The organism is Marinobacter bohaiensis (assembly GCF_003258515.1).
Lineage (GTDB): Bacteria > Pseudomonadota > Gammaproteobacteria > Pseudomonadales > Oleiphilaceae > Marinobacter_A > Marinobacter_A bohaiensis.
The window spans coordinates 23,545-42,738 of sequence record NZ_QGEH01000006.1 but is presented as its reverse complement, the minus strand read 5'-3'; the positions used below and the strand labels follow the sequence as shown (position 1 = coordinate 42,738).

At 63.2% G+C, this 19,194-nt stretch carries 20 protein-coding genes; 15 read left to right on the top strand and 5 right to left on the bottom strand.

The features are described from left to right. The first annotated feature begins 17 nt into the window (after positions 1-17). Together thiL and DKK67_RS19475 are read left to right on the top strand one after the other, a co-directional pair. Positions 18-977 (top strand): thiamine-phosphate kinase, encoded by a 960-nt coding sequence (gene thiL / locus DKK67_RS19480; RefSeq protein WP_111498200.1) that lies wholly within the window; start codon positions 18-20, stop codon positions 975-977. Positions 978-989: 12 nt separating this feature from the next. Beyond that, positions 990-1,517 carry a phosphatidylglycerophosphatase A family protein gene (locus DKK67_RS19475; protein ID WP_111498199.1) on the top strand — a complete coding sequence of 176 codons (528 nt, stop codon included), beginning with the start codon at positions 990-992 and terminating at the stop codon, positions 1,515-1,517. Positions 1,518-1,529: 12 nt separating this feature from the next. On the opposite strand, the gene DKK67_RS19470 is transcribed toward DKK67_RS19475, so the two are convergent. Further along, entirely contained in the window at positions 1,530-1,733 is a 204-nt protein-coding gene (locus DKK67_RS19470; protein WP_111498198.1) for a DUF6316 family protein, read from the bottom strand. A 76-nt stretch (positions 1,734-1,809) separates the two neighbouring features. Between DKK67_RS19470 and DKK67_RS21690 the strand changes: the two genes are divergently transcribed. After that, on the top strand, positions 1,810-2,121 hold the full coding sequence (locus tag DKK67_RS21690; protein ID WP_162628888.1) for a hypothetical protein: 312 nt from the start codon (positions 1,810-1,812) through the stop codon (positions 2,119-2,121). Continuing rightward, positions 2,108-2,782: a DUF2057 family protein gene (locus DKK67_RS19465; protein ID WP_162628887.1), complete on the top strand. Its 675-nt coding sequence runs from the start codon at positions 2,108-2,110 to the stop codon at positions 2,780-2,782. Before DKK67_RS21690 ends, DKK67_RS19465 begins: the two co-directional genes overlap by 14 nt. A gap of 73 nt (positions 2,783-2,855) precedes the next feature. Here the strand turns inward: DKK67_RS19465 and DKK67_RS19460 are convergent, their stop codons facing one another. Beyond that, positions 2,856-4,394, bottom strand: coding sequence for a WS/DGAT/MGAT family O-acyltransferase (locus DKK67_RS19460; RefSeq protein ID WP_111498196.1), 1,539 nt, complete (start codon positions 4,392-4,394; stop codon positions 2,856-2,858). Between the two features lie 134 nt (positions 4,395-4,528). Continuing rightward, the gene (locus DKK67_RS19455) at positions 4,529-5,470 is read right to left on the bottom strand and encodes a LysR family transcriptional regulator (protein ID WP_111498195.1); all 942 of its coding nucleotides are present in this window, start codon (positions 5,468-5,470) and stop codon (positions 4,529-4,531) included. Between the two features lie 138 nt (positions 5,471-5,608). Here DKK67_RS19455 and DKK67_RS19450 point away from each other — a divergent pair, with 138 nt between their 5' ends. Continuing rightward, entirely contained in the window at positions 5,609-6,610 is a 1,002-nt protein-coding gene (locus DKK67_RS19450) for a glutathione S-transferase family protein (protein ID WP_111498194.1), read from the top strand. Between the two features lie 14 nt (positions 6,611-6,624). On the opposite strand, the gene ispB is transcribed toward DKK67_RS19450, so the two are convergent. After that, a complete protein-coding gene (gene ispB, locus DKK67_RS19445; protein ID WP_111498193.1) occupies positions 6,625-7,593 on the bottom strand; it encodes an octaprenyl diphosphate synthase in 969 nt (322 codons plus the stop codon). A gap of 309 nt (positions 7,594-7,902) precedes the next feature. Between ispB and rplU the strand changes: the two genes are divergently transcribed. From rplU to proB, 4 genes are all read left to right on the top strand, one after another. Continuing rightward, positions 7,903-8,214, top strand: a complete 312-nt coding sequence (gene rplU, locus DKK67_RS19440; protein WP_111498192.1) for a 50S ribosomal protein L21 — start codon at positions 7,903-7,905, stop codon at positions 8,212-8,214. Between the two features lie 31 nt (positions 8,215-8,245). Continuing rightward, positions 8,246-8,506 carry a 50S ribosomal protein L27 gene (rpmA, locus tag DKK67_RS19435; RefSeq protein ID WP_111498191.1) on the top strand — a complete coding sequence of 87 codons (261 nt, stop codon included), beginning with the start codon at positions 8,246-8,248 and terminating at the stop codon, positions 8,504-8,506. Positions 8,507-8,641: 135 nt separating this feature from the next. Beyond that, positions 8,642-9,838 carry an Obg family GTPase CgtA gene (gene cgtA / locus DKK67_RS19430; RefSeq protein ID WP_111498190.1) on the top strand — a complete coding sequence of 399 codons (1,197 nt, stop codon included), beginning with the start codon at positions 8,642-8,644 and terminating at the stop codon, positions 9,836-9,838. A gap of 78 nt (positions 9,839-9,916) precedes the next feature. Continuing rightward, positions 9,917-11,041, top strand: a complete 1,125-nt coding sequence (proB, locus tag DKK67_RS19425) for a glutamate 5-kinase (protein WP_111498189.1) — start codon at positions 9,917-9,919, stop codon at positions 11,039-11,041. A gap of 86 nt (positions 11,042-11,127) precedes the next feature. Here proB and rpsT read toward each other — a convergent pair whose 3' ends face one another. After that, complete coding sequence (rpsT, locus tag DKK67_RS19420; RefSeq protein WP_111498188.1) at positions 11,128-11,397, bottom strand: 30S ribosomal protein S20; 270 nt, start codon at positions 11,395-11,397, stop codon at positions 11,128-11,130. Between the two features lie 237 nt (positions 11,398-11,634). Here rpsT and murJ point away from each other — a divergent pair, with 237 nt between their 5' ends. The 6 genes from murJ to ispH all read left to right on the top strand — a co-directional run bounded on the left by murJ (position 11,635) and on the right by ispH (position 19,103). Continuing rightward, the gene (murJ, locus tag DKK67_RS19415) at positions 11,635-13,215 is read left to right on the top strand and encodes a murein biosynthesis integral membrane protein MurJ (protein ID WP_111498187.1); all 1,581 of its coding nucleotides are present in this window, start codon (positions 11,635-11,637) and stop codon (positions 13,213-13,215) included. A gap of 94 nt (positions 13,216-13,309) precedes the next feature. Next, positions 13,310-14,260 (top strand): bifunctional riboflavin kinase/FAD synthetase, encoded by a 951-nt coding sequence (gene ribF, locus DKK67_RS19410; protein ID WP_111498186.1) that lies wholly within the window; start codon positions 13,310-13,312, stop codon positions 14,258-14,260. 54 nt (positions 14,261-14,314) lie between these two features. Continuing rightward, complete coding sequence (ileS, locus tag DKK67_RS19405) at positions 14,315-17,134, top strand: isoleucine--tRNA ligase (RefSeq protein WP_111498185.1); 2,820 nt, start codon at positions 14,315-14,317, stop codon at positions 17,132-17,134. A 2-nt stretch (positions 17,135-17,136) separates the two neighbouring features. Continuing rightward, complete coding sequence (gene lspA, locus DKK67_RS19400) at positions 17,137-17,655, top strand: signal peptidase II (protein ID WP_111498331.1); 519 nt, start codon at positions 17,137-17,139, stop codon at positions 17,653-17,655. Between the two features lie 5 nt (positions 17,656-17,660). After that, the gene (gene fkpB, locus DKK67_RS19395; protein ID WP_111498184.1) at positions 17,661-18,113 is read left to right on the top strand and encodes an FKBP-type peptidyl-prolyl cis-trans isomerase; all 453 of its coding nucleotides are present in this window, start codon (positions 17,661-17,663) and stop codon (positions 18,111-18,113) included. A gap of 36 nt (positions 18,114-18,149) precedes the next feature. Then, positions 18,150-19,103: a 4-hydroxy-3-methylbut-2-enyl diphosphate reductase gene (ispH, locus tag DKK67_RS19390; protein ID WP_111498183.1), complete on the top strand. Its 954-nt coding sequence runs from the start codon at positions 18,150-18,152 to the stop codon at positions 19,101-19,103. Positions 19,104-19,194 lie beyond the last annotated feature (91 nt).

Genomic DNA, 19,194 nt, shown 5'->3' with positions numbered 1-19,194 from the left:
CCGGGCCGGAGTTGTCGATGGGCGAATTCGAACTGATCCGACAGATTTTCGAACCCGTTGCCCGATCGGTCACGCACCCCGACCTCCGGCTCGGCATCGGCGACGACTGTGCGATCCAGCAGATCGGCCCCGGTCGCGAGCTGGTTTTCTCCGTCGATACCCTGGTGGAGGGTGTCCACTTCCCCGCCGATTATGATCCCCGCCACCTGGCGACCCGGGCGCTGGGCGTGGCGGTCAGTGACCTGGCCGCCATGGGCGCCGATCCCGTCTGCTACACGCTGGCCCTGACTCTGCCGGAAGCCCGTCGACACTGGCTAGAGGCGTTTGCTGAAAGCCTTGCCAGCGCCAGCGACGATTTCCGGATTGCCCTGGCCGGTGGCGATACCACACGCGGGCCGCTGACGCTGACCCTGCAGGTTCACGGTACGGTGCCGGCGGGGCAGGCGCTGCGTCGCAGCGGTGCCGCGCCGGGTGACCTGATCGTTGTTTCCGGCAGCCTGGGCGACGCCGCCGGTGCGCTGGCGTGTCTGGAGCAGCCCTCGCCGACACTGGCCCAGGAGCACTTACTGGCACGCTACCATCGACCGTTGCCGCGTCTGGCCCTGGGCACGGCGCTGCGCGGGCTGGCCACATCGGCCATCGACGTGTCCGACGGCTTGCTGGCGGACGTGGCACACCTGGCCCAAGCCTCCGGCTGTCGCGCCGATCTCGACGCGGCCAGCATCCCGTTGTCTTGGTCATTGCGCGAGGTCTGCGGCGAACAGGCGCTGTCGCACGCGCTGTCCGGCGGCGACGACTACGAACTCTGTTTCACCCTGCCGCCGCGGCACTGGCAATCCCTGCAGGCAGCCGTTGACGTTCCCCTGGCCCGGGTCGGTGAGATGGTTGCGGGGCAGGGTGTCCAGGTCCACAACGACGGTACGTCGATTGCCAGCGGGATTGGCGGATACGACCATTTTGGAGCCCAGGGTGACTGATTGGAGCCACGCATGACTGATCCCTCCCTCGAGCAGGAACCGGAACAGATTGAACCGCTGCTGCCGCCGCACTTCCTCAAGGATCCGGTGCACCTGCTGGCCTTCGGCTTCGGCAGCGGAGCCATCAACCGCGCGCCCGGCACCTGGGGTAGCCTTGCCGCCATTCCGCTGTATTTCATCCTGTTCTGGTTGCCACCGGTGGCCTACTGGGGCGTGGTGCTGGCCGCCTTCCTGGTGGGGATCTGGCTGTGTGGCAAGACCGCCCGGGACCTGAAGGTGCACGACCACGGCGGGATCGTCTGGGACGAGTTCGTGGGCATGTGGATCGTGCTGGGTCTGCATCCACAGACCCTGGAAGGGGTCTTGCTGGCGTTCGTCGCCTTCCGTTTCTTCGATGTGCTCAAACCCTGGCCGATCAATTGGATCGATGATCGCACGCCTGGCGGTCTGGGGATCATGATCGACGACGTCATCGCCGGCTTCATGGCCATGGCGCTGGTCTACGCGCTGGATAAGACGCTGATCCCGTTCGCCCTGTAACCCGACGGGACACTAGTACAGGCGTTCCGGGGCCGGCAGCAGGCGCACCACGTGAAGGAAGCGTTTGAGACCGGTTTCGGCGCGATTGCGGGTGGCGAAGGGGCCGCTGTCGAAGCCTTCGCGCGTGGTAAAGTACCACTCGCCGCTGACGCAGAAGAAGCGGCTGCTGCGGAACGGCACCGGGCCCTGTTCTCCCTGGCGATTGCTGGTGTCCATGTCAGTGTCTCCTGCCACCGGCTCGTCGCGTCATTATTGTGTCGCTGCAGTTGTGTCGAGGCCGGAGCAAAACGGTTTGCTGGATGCCGATGCGTTCAATTTAATCGATCCGCACGGCAAATCAACTGAAAATCGACGTCATTGCAAAGCGTTGCGAACAGCCTCGCAGAGTATGTCGGCCATGGTCGAGATAAGGCGACGCCTTGCGCTCGGCCGGACCAATCGTCAAAATGCCGAATCGGTTGCCGCGAATCCCCGCGGCCATCTCCTCATTTCCGAATCATCGTCGCGAGGTTTTCATGTCTTCTGGTCAAAACGGACAGGGATTCAAGCAGTGTCTGAAATTGGCTGCGCTTTTGGTCACGGCCTTGGTTGTGGCGGGCTGTAGCAGCTCGTCACTCAGGAGTATCCAGACCTGGGATGGCCCTTCCGCCCAGGCCGGGCAGGTGGCGATTCTGGAAAAGCCCGAATCGATCAAGATCCTTTCCGTCAATGGCCGGGAGGTGAACAGCTACCTCATGGACGATATCGAGCTTCGCTATGAGCTGCTGCCGGGGCAGAACACGGTGGCGTTTACCTACAAGACGGTGTGGGCGAATCAGAAGTCCTCGCAGGACGAGGGCTCCAAGGTCAATGTGATCGAGACTGATCCCCTGCAGGTGGTGATCAATGCCCAGGCCGGACGCACTTACCAGTTTGTGGTGCCCAAGGCCTCTTCCCAGCGTGAAGCCGAGCGGATGGCCCAGAACATGCAGATTCGTGTGGTGGACGAGCAGAACCGTCAGGTGGCCGTGTCCGGCGACTACGTTGCGCCCAAGCCGCAGCTGCCCCAGTTACCGCAGGCGCCGGCATCGAATACCGCGCAGACGGTTGCGCCTGCAGCAACGGCCGGAGCCGCTGTGGGGGCGGCAGCCGCCTCTTCGTCCGGTTCCGCGCCGGCGGTGCCGTCGGCCGCCGAGGGACTGCCCACGCTTGAGGGTCTCAAGCTGCTGTGGGAACGTGCCTCGAAGGAAGAGAAGAAGAATTTCCTGCGCTGGGCGTTCCAGTAAGCCAAGCGACTGAGCGATTAGAAAGAACCGGGCTTTGCCCGGTTTTTTTATGTCTGCCGGTCGGGAGGGAGTCTCATCCTCGCAGCCGTTTGATCGATTTCTGCAGCGTGCTTTCGATCAGGTTGAGGGTGTCGTCCAGCAGCGTCGAACCGTGTCCCTCGCCGGGCAGGTCCGGTGGTTGATCGGCTGGCATGGACTCCGCGGCTTCCTCGATCGCCTGCAGACTCTCCTCCACCAGGTCGACCAGGCGTTCGCCGTCGGGGACCACATCGGGACACAGGGTGAAATTCAGGGTGAGCTGACCTTCGTAGCTGACCGCGACGATCACCAGTCCCATGCTGTCGAACAGCGGCGCCAGGTTGTACTGGTGCGCCAGCTTGGCGCCCTGCAGATACATCGGCACCTGGGGACCGGGTACGTTGGTGATCGGCACGTTGAACACCGGACGGTAGCGCTGCGCCAGTTGCAGCTCGCCGTACAGGCGGGCCGACAGGGCCAGCATGGTGGATGGCACGAGTTCCGTCAGGCGATCGGCGGCGATGGCTTCCTGGTAGGGTTCGGACGCCACTGCGTTCCAGTGGATGCGGCGTATCCTTGAGGCCGGGCACGGAATGTCGGTGGCCAGGTTCAGCAGCATCGCCGACATCTGGTTGCCGGTGGGGCTGCGCAGGCTTTTCGAACGCACCGACACCGGGGTCATCGCCACCAGCGGGCGTTTGAGGTCACCGTCGTGCTCCGCTATGTAGCGGCGCAGGACTTCCGCGCAGAGGCCCAGTACCACGTCGTTGAGAGTGACATCCCCGATGCTGGTCTTGACGCCCTTGAGCCGCGACAGAGACAGCGTTTTTCCCAGTACCTGGCGGTTGGCGGTGATCTGGCGGTTGAACGGCGAATGGGGGGCCGAGAACAGCGGGAGTGGCAGGGGCAGTTTGCTCAGTTGGCGCTGGATGACGCCGCGGGTGGCGGCTTCCGCCGCGTGGGCGGCCAGCGAGGCGATCCGGAATGGCTTTCGGGCCAGGTTGCTTCCCACCTGCAGCAGGGCGCGCCGTTCGCTGGGGGCCGCTTTCGGGTACCAGGGCTGGGGTGGACGTATGGGCTCCGGGGTGGCGCTGTACTCAAGCAGCTTGCCCATGATTTCCTCGCCGCTGAAGGCATCGATCGCCGCATGGTGCAGGCGCACGATCAGGGCAAAGCCGCTGGCGGATTCGCTGCCGGTTTCCGCATCGGTCGCAGCCAGCCCATCGACGAAGGTGATGTGCCACAGCGGGCGGTCGCGTTTGAGCGGCTCCTGCATGATGCGCGAGGCCAGTGCCAGCAGGCTGTCCTGGTCGTTGCGGGCGCCCATCTTGACGTAGGCCAGGTGGCGTTCGATGGAGAAGTTGGCGTCGTCGACCCAGTAGGGGGCGCCGAGCCTGAGTGGTACCTGCTTCAGCTTCTCACGGAAGAAAGGCACCAGGTGTAGCCGGCTGCGCAGGTAAGATACGAATCGGCTGAACGTCAGCGGCTGGTCACAGGATTGACCGTCGAAAATATAGATCCCTCCGATGTGCATGGGCGCGGTATCGGATTCCAGGTAGAGAAAGGACGCATCCAATTCGGACAACTGCCGCATCTGGGACTCCCTGCGTTAACAGCCTCGGGTCTATGGGGAACGTTGGCCATTGTGCGTTCCCGGTCCGGCAGCGTCGAGGCGCATACCGGCCTGATTTCTGGCTTCTGGGGCCTTTCCGGGCTCAACCGTTTCGGCTATTGGGTGTGTGGATCGATCCAGCGGCTGAACTGGTGCGGTTCCGAGAGTTTGTCCCAGAACCATTTCAGGGCGTTGCCCTGGCACCTGAGTTCGCCGTTCTGGTTGTCCTGATGCCGGGCCAGGTGAATGACGGCTGGCTGGCGCACGGCCTCCACATTCAGCTCCACCAGTTCACCGCTGGCGAGCGATTCTCTGATCAGTGGCTCGGGTAGCCAGCCTACTCCCAGTCCGGCCTTCTGCGCACTGATCTTTTGCGCGATGTTGCTGACGGTAATGGTGCGCTGGCGCGAAAAAATGCCGGTCGTGCCCGGTTGCAGGTGGCGTGCCGAGTCGGCGGCGACCACCGCCGGGTAGGCCGATACCACCTCCTCGTTGATCGGGCCCTGGTGGCGGGTGAGCGGATGGTCCGGCGCCACGGCATAACGAAACGGAATCTGCCCGAGGATTCGGGTCATGAACTGGCCGGCAGGACGGCTCATGGCGTCGGCGCCGAAGACCAGGTCCACTCGGCGACACTGCAGCGCATCCCAGGCTCCGGTGAACACCTCCTCGACCAGTTGGATCTCCACCGGCACGCCCAGCGCCTGGAACTCGCGAATGGCGGGGTACAGTGCTTCCATGGGCAGCAGGCTGTTGACGGCGATCTTGATCCGCGTTTCCCAGCCCTGTGCCACCTGCTTGGTGGCGTGGGCCAGGGCATCGGTGGCGTCCAGCAGGGCGCGCCCCTCATCCAGCAGGTAGCGCCCGGCGGGGGTGAGCCTGGCGCGATGACCGGTCCGGTCAAAAATATCGATGCCCAGATCGTCTTCCAGTTTCTGCACGGTGTAGCTGATGGCCGAGGGCACGCGAAACAACTCGCTGGCCGCGCCGGCAAAACTGCCCTTCCGCTCGATGGCGTCCAGGACTTTGAGGGCATCAATGGTGATGGCGTTATGCATGTTCAGTCAGTTTGAAGGAGTTGGCCAGAATTCATCGTTTGAGTCCCTGTCAGTGTAATCGTAGTCTGCGGAAAAGGGCCAGCCGGGCGGACTCGATTCCCGGAGCCCAAGTACGAATCCATTGAAACGGGAGGCCCCATGGGATTGCTGATTGACGGCCAATGGCACGACCAGTGGTACGACACGTCGAAAACCGGCGGCAAGTTCGAGCGGGAAAGTGCGCGATTTCGCAACTGGGTGACGGCCGATGGCGAGCCGGGGCCCACGGGTGAGGGCGGCTTTCCGGCGGAGTCGGGTCGCTACCACCTGTATGTCTCCATGGCGTGTCCCTGGGCGCATCGCACACTGGTATTCCGCGCCCTGAAAGGATTGGGGCGCCATATCTCAGTCAGCGTGGTGCATCCTCACATGCTGGACAATGGCTGGGAGTTCCGGCCCGACTCCAGCGACCATCGGGATGACATCAACGGAAAGCGGTTTATGCACGAGGTATACACGCAAGTAGCGCCGGACTACACCGGCCGCGTGACCGTGCCTGTGCTCTGGGACAAGCATCGCCAGACGATCGTCAGTAACGAATCGGCCGAGATCATCCGCATGTTCAATCGCGCTTTCGATGGTCTCGATGGCGTACGATCGGACCTGGATTTTTATCCTGCCGGCTTGCAGGGCGAGATCGAAGCCGTCAATGAGCGGGTCTACCACACCGTGAACAATGGCGTTTACAAGGCGGGCTTCGCCACGTCCCAGGCCGCCTACGAGAAAGCCTTCGGGGAGCTGTTCGATTCACTGGACTGGCTGGACGAGCGGCTGGCGTCATCGCGTTTCCTGGCGGGTAATCGGTTGACGGAAGCCGACTGGCGCCTGTTCACCACGCTGGTTCGTTTCGACGCGGTTTACTTCGCTCACTTCAAGTGTAACCGCCAGACCCTGGCGAGCTTCCCCCACCTGGCCGGCTACCTGCGGGACCTGTACCAGGTGCCGGGGATCGCCGGGACGGTGGACATCGAGCAGATCAAGCAGCATTACTACGTCAGTCAGCGGACCGTGAACCCGACCCAGATCGTGCCCGTCGGCCCGCGGTTGAACTTCGAGTTGCCCCACGGTCGTGAGGCATTGGGAGAGATGCCGGCGTTCTGACGCCGGCCGGATTTTCAGGCGGTGCGTGCGACCGCCACTTCCGTCAGCAGGATCAGCGCGTCGCGGTGGTCCGACGCGGGCAGCGACTCGGCGCAGGCGCGGGCCTGTGCCGCTTCGTCGTGGGCTTTCCGAACGGTGTAGTCCAGCGCGCCGGAGGTCTCGACGATCTCGATAATGCGCGACAGATCGTCCAGGCCACCCTTGCGAATCGCCTGGCGGATCAGCTGCGCGTCGGCTTCCGGCGCATTGGCCATGGCATGGATCAGCGGCAGGGTGGGTTTTCCCTCGGCCAGGTCGTCACCGACGTTCTTGCCCATTTCGGCGGCGTCGCCCCGGTAGTCGAGCACGTCGTCCACCAGTTGGAACGCCATGCCCAGGTGCTTGCCGTAGGCTTTCAGGTTCTCTTCCTGTTCCTCCGTGGCGCCGGCCAGCAGGGCGCCGGTATGGGAGGCGGCCTCGAACAGCATGGCGGTCTTGTTGTGGATGACCGTCATGTAGTGACTTTCCGAGACGTCCGGATTGCGGGTGTTCATCAACTGCAGGACTTCGCCCTCGGCAATCACCGCCGTGGCGTTGGACAGGATGTCCATGATGCGCATGCTGTCGAGCTCGACCATCATCTGGAAGGCGCGGGCGTAGAGGTAGTCGCCCACCAGCACGCTGGGTGCGTTGCCCCAGCGGGCGTTGGCCGTCGCCTTGCCGCGACGCAGGTCGGACGTGTCCACCACGTCGTCGTGCAGCAACGTCGCCGTGTGCAGGAATTCGATAACCGCGGCCAGCTTCAGGTGGTTGTCCTGGCCGTAGCCCAGGGCCCTGGCGGAAAGCAGGACCAGCAGCGGGCGCAACCGCTTGCCGCCACTCTCCACGATGTACTGGGCAATCTTTTCGACAAGGGGAACATCCGAGGAAAGGCGGTGCCTGATGAGGTCGTTGACGCGGGAAAAGTCGTCCGCGACGGTGTCGTAGATACGCTGCGCTGTCATGCAGATGATCCGGTCTGAAAGGAGGGAGAACGCGGCAATGCTAGGTTTTGCTCCGGGGACTGTCAACTTGAGCGGCCCATCGGCTTCGGGCTGGATGGCGTTGTTGGCCCAATGGGGCGATTACGTGCGAAGAGTGCTTGTCACCGGCGGCTGGTTTTCGTACAATTGCGCGCCCTAACTCATCCCAACCTGCGCTCCCTGCTATAGGGTTGCCGAAGCGCTTCCCTTAGAACCAGGTGGATTCAAGAGCAGGGATGGGTCAATCGCGGCCCCGTCAGTTATCGGGGCGGCCGACAAGCGGAGAAGACCATGTACGCAGTTATTGTCAGCGGTGGTAAGCAGCACCGCGTCGCTGAAGGCGATGTCCTGAAGCTGGAAAAGATCGAAGTTGAAACCGGAAGCAACGTCGAATTCGACCGCGTCCTTCTGGTTGCCGATGGCGACAGTGTCAAAGTGGGTGAGCCGGTGGTTGACGGTGCAACCGTCAGCGCGGAAGTGGTTCGTCACGGCCGCGGCGACAAGGTGAACATCATCAAGTTCCGTCGTCGCAAGCACAGCATGAAGCGTCAGGGCCACCGCCAGTGGTTCACTGAGGTCAAGATCACGGGTATCAAGGGCTGAGGCTCTGAAACCCCATTAAAGGAGGCTAGTCATGGCTCATAAAAAGGCAGCAGGTAGTACCCGTAACGGTCGCGATTCCGAGTCGAAACGACTTGGGGTCAAGAGCTTCGGTGGTCAGTCCGTCAGTGCCGGCAGCATCATCGTGCGTCAGCGTGGCACCCGTTTCCACGCTGGTGTCAACGTCGGCCTGGGTCGCGACCACACGCTGTTCGCCAAGGCGGACGGTGTTGTTAAGTTCGAGACCAAAGGTCCGGAAAACCGCAAGTTCGTGAGCATCGTTCCAGCCCAGTAAGGGGCTCGACGCTTACCAGGCGAAAGCGGTTACAAAAAGCCCCGCAAGCTTGCTTCAAGCCTGCGGGGCTTTTTCGTATGGGTTATCCGGTTTTCTTTATAATGGCTGTGCATTCACTCCAGACGGGCGGGAATCATGAAATTTGTAGATGAGGCGACCATTCGGGTCCAGGCGGGCAACGGCGGTCACGGCTGCCTGAGTTTTCGCCGCGAAAAATACGTGCCCAAAGGCGGCCCCGATGGCGGTGATGGCGGCGATGGCGGATCGGTGTACCTGGAGGCCGATTCGGCCCTCAATACCCTGGTGGACTACCGTTTTCAGCGCTCCTACAAGGCGCAGTCCGGCGAGGGCGGTGCCGGGCGGAACTGTTCCGGTCGCAAGGGCGAAGAGTTGGTGCTGTCAGTGCCGGTGGGAACGACCGTGGTCGACATGGATACCCACGAAGTGCTGGGCGATCTGACCCGCGCCGGTGAGCGGCTGAAAGTGGCCCAGGGTGGTTTCCACGGGCTGGGCAATACCCGCTTCAAATCCTCGGTCAACCGGGCGCCGCGTCAGACCACCAACGGTACCCCGGGCGAGGTGCGTAACCTGCGCCTGGAACTGAAGGTGTTGGCGGACGTGGGGCTGCTGGGGCTGCCCAATGCCGGCAAGTCCACATTCATCCGTGCAGTGTCGGCAGCGCGTCCCAAGGTGGCGAACTATCCCTTTACCACGCTGGTGCCCAATCTGGGTGTGGTTAGTGTGCAGGCCCACCAGAGTTTCGTGGTGGCCGATATCCCCGGTCTGATCGAGGGGGCGGCCGAAGGTGCGGGCCTGGGCATCCGCTTCCTCAAGCATCTGGTGCGCACACGGTTGCTCCTGCACATGGTGGACGTGGCGCCTTATGACGGTACGTCACCGGTTGAGAGTGTGCGAGCCATTGCCGGCGAGCTGGAAAAGTTCAGCGAAACCCTGGCCGGTCGCGAGCGCTGGCTGGTGTTCAACAAGGTGGACGTGCTGCCGGAAGACGAGCGCGAGTCCGTGTGCCAGTCGATCGTCGACGAGTTGGGCTGGGAAGGCCCGGTGTTCCGTGTTTCGGCGTTGAGTGGTGAAGGTACCAAGCCGTTGTGTCAGGCGGTGATGCGCTGGATCGAGCAGCGTGCCGAGGAAGAGGCGGACAACCCGGAGTTGGCCGAGCGTGAAGCGGAATTGCGCCGGCAGATGGACGACGAGGCGCGTGAGCAGATCGAGGCGATCAAGGCCGCCCGTCGTGCCGATCGCGAGAACGACGACTTCGATGACGACGACGATGATGATGATGACGGCGTCGAGGTGGTGTACGCGCCGGAGTAAACGGCGCCGAGCAGGTGGCCGTCCGTCAGTCGGGCGGCTGGTAATGACCGCCAGGTTTGGGGAGTAGGCAGGTAGGCTATGTCAGAACGTCGACGGATTGGGGGCGCCCGGCGCCTGGTGGTGAAAATTGGCAGCGCCCTGCTGACCAACGATGGTCGGGGTTTGGACGTACCGGCGCTGGCCGGCTGGGTCGACCAGATGGCCGCTTTGATCCGTAGCGGTGTTGAGGTGGTGCTGGTTTCCTCCGGTTCCGTGGCCGAGGGGATGAGCCGGCTGGGGTGGTCGGCCCGTCCGCAGCACCTGCATGAGCTCCAGGCAGCCGCCGCCGTTGGGCAGATGGGGTTGGTCCAGACCTGGGAGGCGCAGTTCAAGCGCCACGACTTGCACTCCGCCCAGGTCCTCCTGACTCACGACGACCTGTCCGACCGCAAGCGTTACCTGAATGCACGTAGCACGCTGCGAACCCTGCTGGATCTGGGGGTGATTCCCATCGTTAACGAGAACGACACGGTGGTCACCGACGAGATCCGTTTCGGCGACAACGATACGCTTGGTGCGCTGGTGGCGAACCTGGTCGAAGCCGATGGCCTGGTCATCCTCACCGACCAGGATGGTCTGTTCGACCGGGATCCCCGCAAGCATCCCGATGCGCAGTTGGTGGATGAGCGCCTGGCCAGCGACGGCGAGCTGGATGCCATGGCGGCCGGCGGGGCCGGCATGCTGGGGCGTGGCGGTATGCAGACCAAGGTCCGCGCGGCGCGTTTGGCGGCGCGCTCCGGTGCCTTTACCGTGATCGTGGGAGGCCGTCTCGAATCCGTGGTGCAGCGTTTGCGTGACGGGGAGGCGTTGGGCACGCTGTTGTTGCCCGAGCAGGAGCGTCTGGCGGCGCGCAAACAATGGCTGGCGAGTCATCTGAAAACCCGCGGGCAACTGGTCCTGGACGCCGGTGCGGTGCGGGTGCTGTGCAAGGGTGGGCGCAGCCTGTTGCCGGTAGGGGTGCGTTCCATTTCCGGCCAGTTCCGGCGGGGCGAAATGGTGTCCTGCGTTGACGAGGCGGGGCGCGAAGTGGCTCGTGGCCTGGTGAATTACGACGCGGATGAGGCTCGGGCGATTGCCGGGCGTTCCAGTGACCGGATCACCGAAGTGCTGGGCTACGTGTCCGACGAGGAGGTTATCCACCGGGATAATCTGGTCATTGTGTGATCTGACATCGCGTGGCGTAACGTCGCGCCACTGAATTTCAGGCATAAAAAAACCGGCCATTGGCCGGTTTTTTTCAGACTGCAGGATCAGGCGCTTTTCAGGGCCTTGATCTTGGTCGACATGCGGCTCTTCAGGCGGGCCACCTTGTTCTTGGTGTAGATGCCCTTGTTGACCATGCTGTCGAGAATCGGCTGGGCAGACGTGAAGGCCGCCTGGGCTTCTTCGTAGTTGCCAGCTTCGATCTTGCTTTGTACTTTCTTCACGTAGGTGCGCGACATGGAACGCAGGCTAGCGTTGTGCTTGCGGTTGTTCTCGTTCTGACGAGCGCGCTTACGGGCTTGGGGAGAGTTTGCCACCGTATAACTCCTGAAATTCGTTTCTGAACAATAACGGGCGCGCCAACAATCAGCGCCTCAAAATAAATGACGCGGAACTATGCCGTTTAAGGGGCGTGATGTCAAGTGAAATCCCCCTCAAATCCCCGTCGCGCGGGGCTGTGGTAGACTGCCGTGCGCCGGCGGTCGGAGGCCCTGAAAGGGGCCATCCAGAGGCCGTCAGCGTCCCATGATTCCGTGCGAAAAGGAAGTGCATTGATGGCGTCCGAGCCAGCCCAGAAGGTTTCCAAGGAGTCTGCTCCCAAAGCGCCCGGTCTGCTGCGCTCTTCCGGCGTCGTTGGTGTCATGACCATGTTGTCCCGGGTGTTGGGGCTGGTGCGGGACATGGTGATTGCCCGCTACTTTGGCGCCGGCGCCGGGGCGGATGCGTTCTTCGTCGCCTTCAAGATTCCCAATTTCCTGCGTCGCCTGTTTGCCGAGGGTGCGTTTTCCCAGGCGTTCGTGCCGGTGCTTTCGTCCTACCGGGAGAAAGAAGCGATCGGCGCTGTGCGCCAACTGGTCAATGCCGTGGCGGGCAGCCTGGGTCTGGTGCTGCTGGGGGTGACGCTGGTGGCGATGCTCGGTTCGCCGGTGCTGACCATGGTGTTTGCGCCCGGGTTTATTGACGAGCCTGAAAAATTCGCCCTGGCCAGCGACATGCTGCGCATTACCTTTCCCTATCTGTTACTGATTTCGCTGACCGCCTTTGCCGGGGCGATCCTCAACAGCTACGACCGCTTTGCCGTGCCGGCTTTCACGCCGGTCCTGCTCAATCTGGCGATGATCGGCGCGGCGATTTTCCTGTCGCCGCTGATGGAAACGAAGGTGATGGCACTGGCCTGGGGTGTCTTCATCGCCGGGGCGCTGCAGCTGTTCTTCCAGCTGCCGTTCCTGATGCGTCTCGGGCTGTTGCCCAGACCGCGGGTGGATTATCGCCACGAAGGCGTGCGGCGCGTGCTCAGGCTGATGGCGCCGGCTCTGTTTGGCGTCTCGGTCAGCCAGATCAATCTGCTGCTGGACACGGTGCTGGCCTCGTTCCTGCAAACCGGCAGCGTGTCCTGGCTGTATTACTCCGACCGCCTGTCCGAGTTGCCGCTGGGGGTGTTCGGCGTGGCGATCGGCACCGTCATCCTGCCCAACCTGTCGCGCAAGCACGCGGCGGAGGCGCCGGATCAGTTCGCCCGCACGGTCGACTGGGCGATTCGTGCCGTCCTGCTGATTGGTGCGCCCGCGGCGCTGGCGCTGGCGATGCTGGCGGAGCCGCTGATAGCCACGCTGTTCCACTACGGTGAGGTGACCGGGCGCGATGTGGTGATGTCGGCCCAGAGCCTGCGAGCCTATTCTGCGGGCCTGCTGGCGTTCATGCTGATCAAGGTGCTGGCTCCGGGATTCTTCGCCCGTCAGGACACGCGCACGCCGGTGAAGATCGGGGTCATCGCGATGGTGGCGAATATGGTTTTCAATCTGGCGCTGGTGCTGCCGCTGGCCCACGCGGGGCTGGCGCTGGCGACGTCGCTGTCGGCCTGGCTCAACGCAACCCTGCTGTGGCGCGGGCTGCGCCGGGAGAAGGCCTGGCAGGTGCAGGCCCGTTGGTGGCGCTTCCTACTGCAGTTGCTGGTGGCCAATGGCGCCCTGGCGCTGGTGGTCTTCTGGCTGAACAGCCCGGTCGATCAGTGGTTGGCCATGAGTGGGCTGCAGCGGGCGCAGCAGATGGGGTTGTTGGTGGTGGCCGGCGCGGCGGTTTACTTCCTGGTGCTGGTGCTGGCCGGTGTGCGCTTGCGTCACTTCCGGCTGAAATAGGTCCATGCCTCGGTATGGCGCATCTTATCCCGCTGCGCCAGATCGTTTATAATCGCGTGTTTTATCACCAAGACCCGCCAAAGGTGCGTAGTTCATGCGTCTCATCAGAGGCCTCTCCAACCTGAGAAGACTCAAGGCCCGGGCCGATTCACCGTTGAGGAACGGTTGTGTGGCCACCATCGGCAATTTCGACGGGGTGCACGTCGGCCACCGGACCATCATCGAGCAGGTAAAGACCCGCGCCCGCGATCTGGGTGTGCCCAGCCTGGTGATGGTGTTCGAACCCCAGCCCCGCGAGTTCTTCCAGGGTAACGAAGCGCCGCCGCGCCTGACCGGCTTTCGCCAGAAAATGGAAGCCCTGCGCGAGGAAGGCGTCGACGTGGTGCTGTGTGTCCGTTTCGATGAACAGTTTCGTCAGTATTCCGGGATGGGGTTCATCGAGGACATCCTGATCGATGGCCTGGGCGTGCGTCATCTGGTGATCGGCGACGATTTCCGGTTCGGCTGCGACCGTGCCGGCGATTTCGAACTGCTGGAACGCGTCGGGCAGCAGGAAGGGTACAGCGTGGAAAGTACGCGTACCGTGGAAGTCCGGGGTGAGCGGGTCAGCAGCACCCGGGTACGCCAGGCGCTGCAGGCCAATCGCCTGCGCGAGGCCTCGGAACTGTTGGGCCGGCCCTACGCGATCGGCGGCCGGGTGGTGTACGGGCGCCAGTTGGGACGCCAGATTGGCGCGCCCACCGCCAACATCAACCTGCAACGGCTCGCGGCCCTGCGCGGTGTCTACGTGGTGCGCGCCGAGCTGGAAGACGGGCGCGCGTTCGACGGCGTTGCCAACATCGGCCTGAGGCCCACCGTTGACGGCCGCCAGCCGTCCCTGGAAGTGCACCTTCTGGACTTTACTGGCACACTGTATGGCCAGCATATGCGGGTGGTTTTCCGCCATCCGCTGCGGGACGAGATCAAGTTCGATTCCGTTGATGCGCTCAAGGCCCGAATTGAGCAGGATTTCCGTGACGCCCGCACCTGGCTGGCCGCACACTGAAACCACCCGAGTCGCATTTCAACTGCATGATTCACCATTGACCGATAGAGCACTATGAGCGATTACAAGCACACCCTGAATCTGCCGGAAACCGGGTTTCCGATGCGTGGCAACCTGGCCAAGCGCGAGCCGGACATGCTCCAGCGCTGGCAGGACGCCGATATCTACGGGAAACTGCGTCAGGCCCGTCAGGGCCGGGATCGCTGGATCCTCCACGACGGCCCTCCGTACGCCAACGGCAGCATTCATATCGGTCACGCGGTCAACAAGATTCTCAAGGACATGATCGTCAAATCCCGCAGCTTCATGGGCTACGACGCGCCCTACGTGCCGGGCTGGGACTGTCATGGCCTGCCGATCGAACACAAGGTGGAGCAGGAAATCGGCAAGGCGGGCGTGAAGGTGGATTACAAGACCTTCCGCCAGGCCTGTCGGGATTACGCGGCCAAGCAGATTGAAGGGCAGAAAGCCGACTTTATCCGCCTGGGTGTGTTTGGTTCCTGGGACAAGCCCTACCTGACCATGGACCCGCAGGTGGAAGCGGACATCATCCGGGCGCTGGGTCGCATCGTCGACAACGGCCACTTGGTGCGCGGTTACCGGCCGGTGTACTGGAGCGTCGTGGGGCAGTCCGCGCTGGCCGAGGCGGAAGTCGAGTATCAGGACAAGACGTCCACCCAGATCGACGTGCGTTTCACTGCCGCTGATCAGGACGCGGTGCTATCGGCGTTCGGCGTCTCCAGCGGCGAGGGCGCCGTCTCCGTTGTGATCTGGACCACCACGCCCTGGACCATCCCGGCCAACCAGGCGGTGTCGCTCAACGCCGAACTCTCCTACGCGCTGGTGCAGGTGGATGCCGGCAACGGCCCCGAGCGCCTGGTGCTGTCCAGCGATATGCTGGAAGACATCATGACCCGCTGGTCCATCGAGGATTACCAGGTCCTGGGTACCTGTGACGGCGCGGCGCTGGAGGGCCAGAAGCTGCAGCACCCGTTCTACGACAAGCAGGTGCCGGTGGTGCTGGGCGATCACGTGACCACCGACGCCGGTACCGGCGCGGTGCATACGGCGCCGGACCACGGTATGGAAGATTTTGAGGTGGGTAAGGTCTACGGCATCGATACCCTCAACCTGGTCCAGGCCGACGGCACCTACACCAGTGCGGCCGGCGAATTTGCCGGTGTGCATGTCTATAAGGCCGACGATCCGGTCTGCGCCGCCCTGGAGCGTGAAGGCAAGCTGGTGCGTAAAGAGAAATTCCAGCACAGCTACCCGCACTGCTGGCGCACGAAGACGCCGCTGATCTACCGCGCCACGCCGCAGTGGTTCATCAGCATGGAAGCCAAGGGGCTGAAGGAAGGCGCCCTGGAAGCCATCAAGGGTGTGCGCTGGGTGCCGGCCTGGGGCCAGAACCGGATCGAGGCGATGGTGGAGCAGTCCCCGGACTGGTGCATCTCGCGTCAGCGGACCTGGGGTGTGCCCATTGCGCTGTTCATCCACAAGGAAACCCAGGAGCTGCATCCGGAAACCCCGGAGCTGATCGAAGCGGTCGCCAAACAGGTGGAAGAGGGCGGCATCGACGCCTGGTACGACCTGGACGCGGCCAGCCTGCTGGGTTCCGACGCCGAGCACTACGACAAGGTGACCGACACCCTGGACGTCTGGTTCGACTCGGGCGTGACCCACGCTTCGGTCCTGTCCAAGCGTGAGGACCTGGGCCAGTTCCCGGCCGATATGTATCTGGAAGGCTCCGATCAGCATCGTGGCTGGTTCCAGTCCTCCCTGAAAACCTCCATCGCCATCAACGGCGTAGCGCCGTATCGCCAGGTGCTGACCCACGGCTTCACCGTGGACGGCAAGGGCCGCAAGATGTCCAAGTCCCTGGGCAATGTGATCGCGCCGCAGGAGGTGATGAACCAGTTGGGCGCCGATATCCTGCGGCTGTGGGTGGCGGCGACCGACTACAGCGGTGAGATGACGGTCTCCAACGACATCCTCAAGCAGACCGCCGACGGCTACCGCCGCATCCGCAACACCGCGCGCTTCCTGCTGAGCAACCTGACCGGCTTCGACCCGGCGCAGCACGCCGTGGCGCCCGAGGACATGCTGGCCCTGGACCGCTGGATGGTGGATCAGGCGCTGGCGATGCAGCAGGCGCTGGACGAGGATTTCCAGAACTACGCCTTCCTCAAGGTCTACCAGAAGCTCTACAACTTCTGCGAGGCGACCCTGGGCGGCTTCTATCTCGACATCATCAAGGACCGCCAGTACACGACCCAGGCCGACAGCCTGGCGCGGCGTTCCTGCCAGACCGCCCTGTACCATGTGGCCGAGGCGCTGGTGCGCTGGATCGCGCCGATCCTCAGCTTCACCGCCGATGAGATCTGGCAGCACCTGCCGGGCGAGCATGGCGAGAGCGTGTTCCTCGAAGAGTGGTACGACAAGCTCGTCCCCCTGCCGGATGACCTGACTATGGGCCGCGACTACTGGGCCGTGATCCAGGGCGTCAAGGAAGCGGTCAATAAATGCCTGGAAGACGCCCGTAATCGCGGCGACATCAAAGGCTCGCTCAGCGCGGAAGTCACGCTTTACTGCGAAGGCGACCTCAAGGCGGACCTGGAAGCACTGGGTGAAGAACTGCGCTTCGTGCTGATCACCTCCGGCGCCCGTGTGGCGACGCTGGCCGAAGCGGGCGAGGCGGAAGTGTCCGGTTACGAAGGCCTGCGCGTTAGCGTGTCGGCCAGCTCGAACGAGAAGTGCGACCGCTGCTGGCACCATCGCGAAGACGTCGGCCAGCATCCGGCGCATCCCAAGCTGTGTGGTCGCTGCATCGAGAACATCGATGGTCAGGGTGAACAAAGGGCGTTTGCCTGATGATGGCGCGGGCAGAAGAGGCGAGCGTAACCCGCTCGCCGTTGAACTGGCTGTGGCTGGCGGTCCTGGTGATCGCCCTGGATCTGGGTACCAAGGCGCTGGTTTCGGCAACGCTGACGTATGGCGAGCCGGTACCGGTGTTGCCGTTCTTCAACCTGACACTGTTGCACAACACCGGCGCCGCGTTCAGCTTCCTGGCGGGCGCTGACGGCTGGCAGCGCTGGTTCTTCGTGGTGCTGGCCGTGGTGGTCAGCGTGGTGCTGGTGCGCTGGTTGGCGCACCTGAAGTCCGACGAGCGGTGGCTGGCGGTTGCCATCACCCTGATCCTCGGCGGCGCCATCGGCAACCTCTACGATCGCGTTGTGCACGGCTACGTCGTGGATTTCCTACACTTCTATTGGAATCAGTACCATTTCCCCGCCTTCAACCTGGCGGACACGGCGATCACCATCGGCGCCGTCATGATGGTGCTGGACATGTTTCGCAAGCCGTCCGATGCGTCGTCGGACCAGGGGGAATAGCAAGCATGAGTGCGCTTCCTGTTGAAAAGGGCACCCGGGTAACGCTGCATTTCGCGCTGCGTTTGCCCGATGGCAGTGAAATCGATTCGACCTTCGGTAAGCGACCGGCGACCCTGGAAATCGGGGACGACAACCTGCCGGCGAACTTCGAGGCGTACCTGATCGGCCTGACCGCCGGCGACCGGCAGACCTTCGAAGTGCCACCGGAGAAAGCGTTCGGCCAGCACAACCCGTCCAACATCCAGACCTTCAAGCGTTCCGAATTCGGTCCGGACATGGTGCTGGAACCGGGCGCGGTGATTTCGTTCGCGGACGCTCGCCAGGGCGAACTGCCGGGCGTGGTTCATCACGTGGAAGGCGATCAGGTAGAGGTGGATTTCAATCACCCCCTGGCGGGGCGTACACTGACCTTCGAGGTGGAAATCGTCAGCGTCGAACCGGCGCAGACGACCCACTGATCAGCGCAACTGACTTCGAGCAAATCAGGACAGGCAATGCAAATCCGACTGGCCAACCCCCGTGGCTTCTGCGCCGGCGTCGACCGCGCCATTGAAATCGTTAACCGGGCGCTCGATGTATTCGGCGCGCCCATCTACGTGCGCCACGAAGTCGTGCACAACAAGTTCGTGGTCAACAACCTGCGCGAGCGCGGCGCGATTTTCGTCGACGAGCTGCACGAAGTGCCCGACGACCATCTGGTGATCTTCAGCGCCCACGGCGTCTCCCAGGCGGTGCAGAATGAAGCCAAACGTCGTGGTCTCAAGGTGTTTGACGCCACCTGTCCGCTGGTCACCAAGGTGCATCTGGAAGTCATGCGCTACAGCCGGGACGGCCACGAGTGCATCCTGATCGGCCACGAGGGCCACCCCGAAGTGGAAGGCACCATGGGGCAGTACGACCGCAGCAACGGCGGCGACATCTACCTGGTGGAAGACGTCGAGGACGTGGCGAACCTGGACGTCAAAGACCCGTCCCGCCTCGCCTACGTGACCCAGACCACCCTCTCCATGGACGACACCGCCCGCGTCATCGACGCCCTGCGCGAACGCTTCCCCGAGATCCAGGGCCCGCGCAAGGACGATATCTGCTACGCCACCCAGAACCGTCAGGACGCGGTTAAACAGTTGGCCGGCGACTGTGATCTCATGCTCGTGGTGGGCTCCCCCAACAGCTCCAATTCAAACCGCCTGCGCGAACTGGCCGAGCGCATGGGCACTCCCGCTTACCTGATCGACAACGCCGACCAGATCGACCCGGTCTGGCTGGAAAACCGCCAGTCCGTCGGCGTCACCGCCGGTGCCTCCGCCCCGGAAGTGCTGGTGCACGACGTCATCAAGAAGCTGCAGGACCTCGGCTGCAACGCGCCGGAAGAAGTGCCCGGGCGGGAAGAGAATATCGTGTTCTCGATGCCGAAGGAGTTGCGGATCAAGGCGGTTGAGGTGAGCTGATAAGCCCGCCTCGCCAGCCTTGAGTTCCTGGCCCAACCTGAAGCGCCTTCAAGCCCCACCATACCGCGAAGCGATTTCTTCGCTCTCGACT

Bases quoted from the DNA above. Each gene is read 5' to 3' on its own strand.
- thiL (WP_111498200.1), top strand. From the start codon at position 18: ATGGGCGAATTCGAACTGATCCGACAGATTTTCGAACCCGTTGCCCGA.
- DKK67_RS19475 (WP_111498199.1), top strand. From the start codon at position 990: ATGACTGATCCCTCCCTCGAGCAGGAACCGGAACAGATTGAACCGCTG.
- DKK67_RS19470 (WP_111498198.1), bottom strand. From the start codon at position 1,733: ATGGACACCAGCAATCGCCAGGGAGAACAGGGCCCGGTGCCGTTCCGC.
- DKK67_RS19460 (WP_111498196.1), bottom strand. From the start codon at position 4,394: ATGCGGCAGTTGTCCGAATTGGATGCGTCCTTTCTCTACCTGGAATCC.
- DKK67_RS19455 (WP_111498195.1), bottom strand. From the start codon at position 5,470: ATGCATAACGCCATCACCATTGATGCCCTCAAAGTCCTGGACGCCATC.
- DKK67_RS19450 (WP_111498194.1), top strand. From the start codon at position 5,609: ATGGGATTGCTGATTGACGGCCAATGGCACGACCAGTGGTACGACACG.
- ispB (WP_111498193.1), bottom strand. From the start codon at position 7,593: ATGACAGCGCAGCGTATCTACGACACCGTCGCGGACGACTTTTCCCGC.
- rplU (WP_111498192.1), top strand. From the start codon at position 7,903: ATGTACGCAGTTATTGTCAGCGGTGGTAAGCAGCACCGCGTCGCTGAA.
- rpmA (WP_111498191.1), top strand. From the start codon at position 8,246: ATGGCTCATAAAAAGGCAGCAGGTAGTACCCGTAACGGTCGCGATTCC.
- cgtA (WP_111498190.1), top strand. From the start codon at position 8,642: ATGAAATTTGTAGATGAGGCGACCATTCGGGTCCAGGCGGGCAACGGC.
- proB (WP_111498189.1), top strand. From the start codon at position 9,917: ATGTCAGAACGTCGACGGATTGGGGGCGCCCGGCGCCTGGTGGTGAAA.
- murJ (WP_111498187.1), top strand. From the start codon at position 11,635: ATGGCGTCCGAGCCAGCCCAGAAGGTTTCCAAGGAGTCTGCTCCCAAA.
- ribF (WP_111498186.1), top strand. From the start codon at position 13,310: ATGCGTCTCATCAGAGGCCTCTCCAACCTGAGAAGACTCAAGGCCCGG.
- ileS (WP_111498185.1), top strand. From the start codon at position 14,315: ATGAGCGATTACAAGCACACCCTGAATCTGCCGGAAACCGGGTTTCCG.
- lspA (WP_111498331.1), top strand. From the start codon at position 17,137: ATGGCGCGGGCAGAAGAGGCGAGCGTAACCCGCTCGCCGTTGAACTGG.
- fkpB (WP_111498184.1), top strand. From the start codon at position 17,661: ATGAGTGCGCTTCCTGTTGAAAAGGGCACCCGGGTAACGCTGCATTTC.
- ispH (WP_111498183.1), top strand. From the start codon at position 18,150: ATGCAAATCCGACTGGCCAACCCCCGTGGCTTCTGCGCCGGCGTCGAC.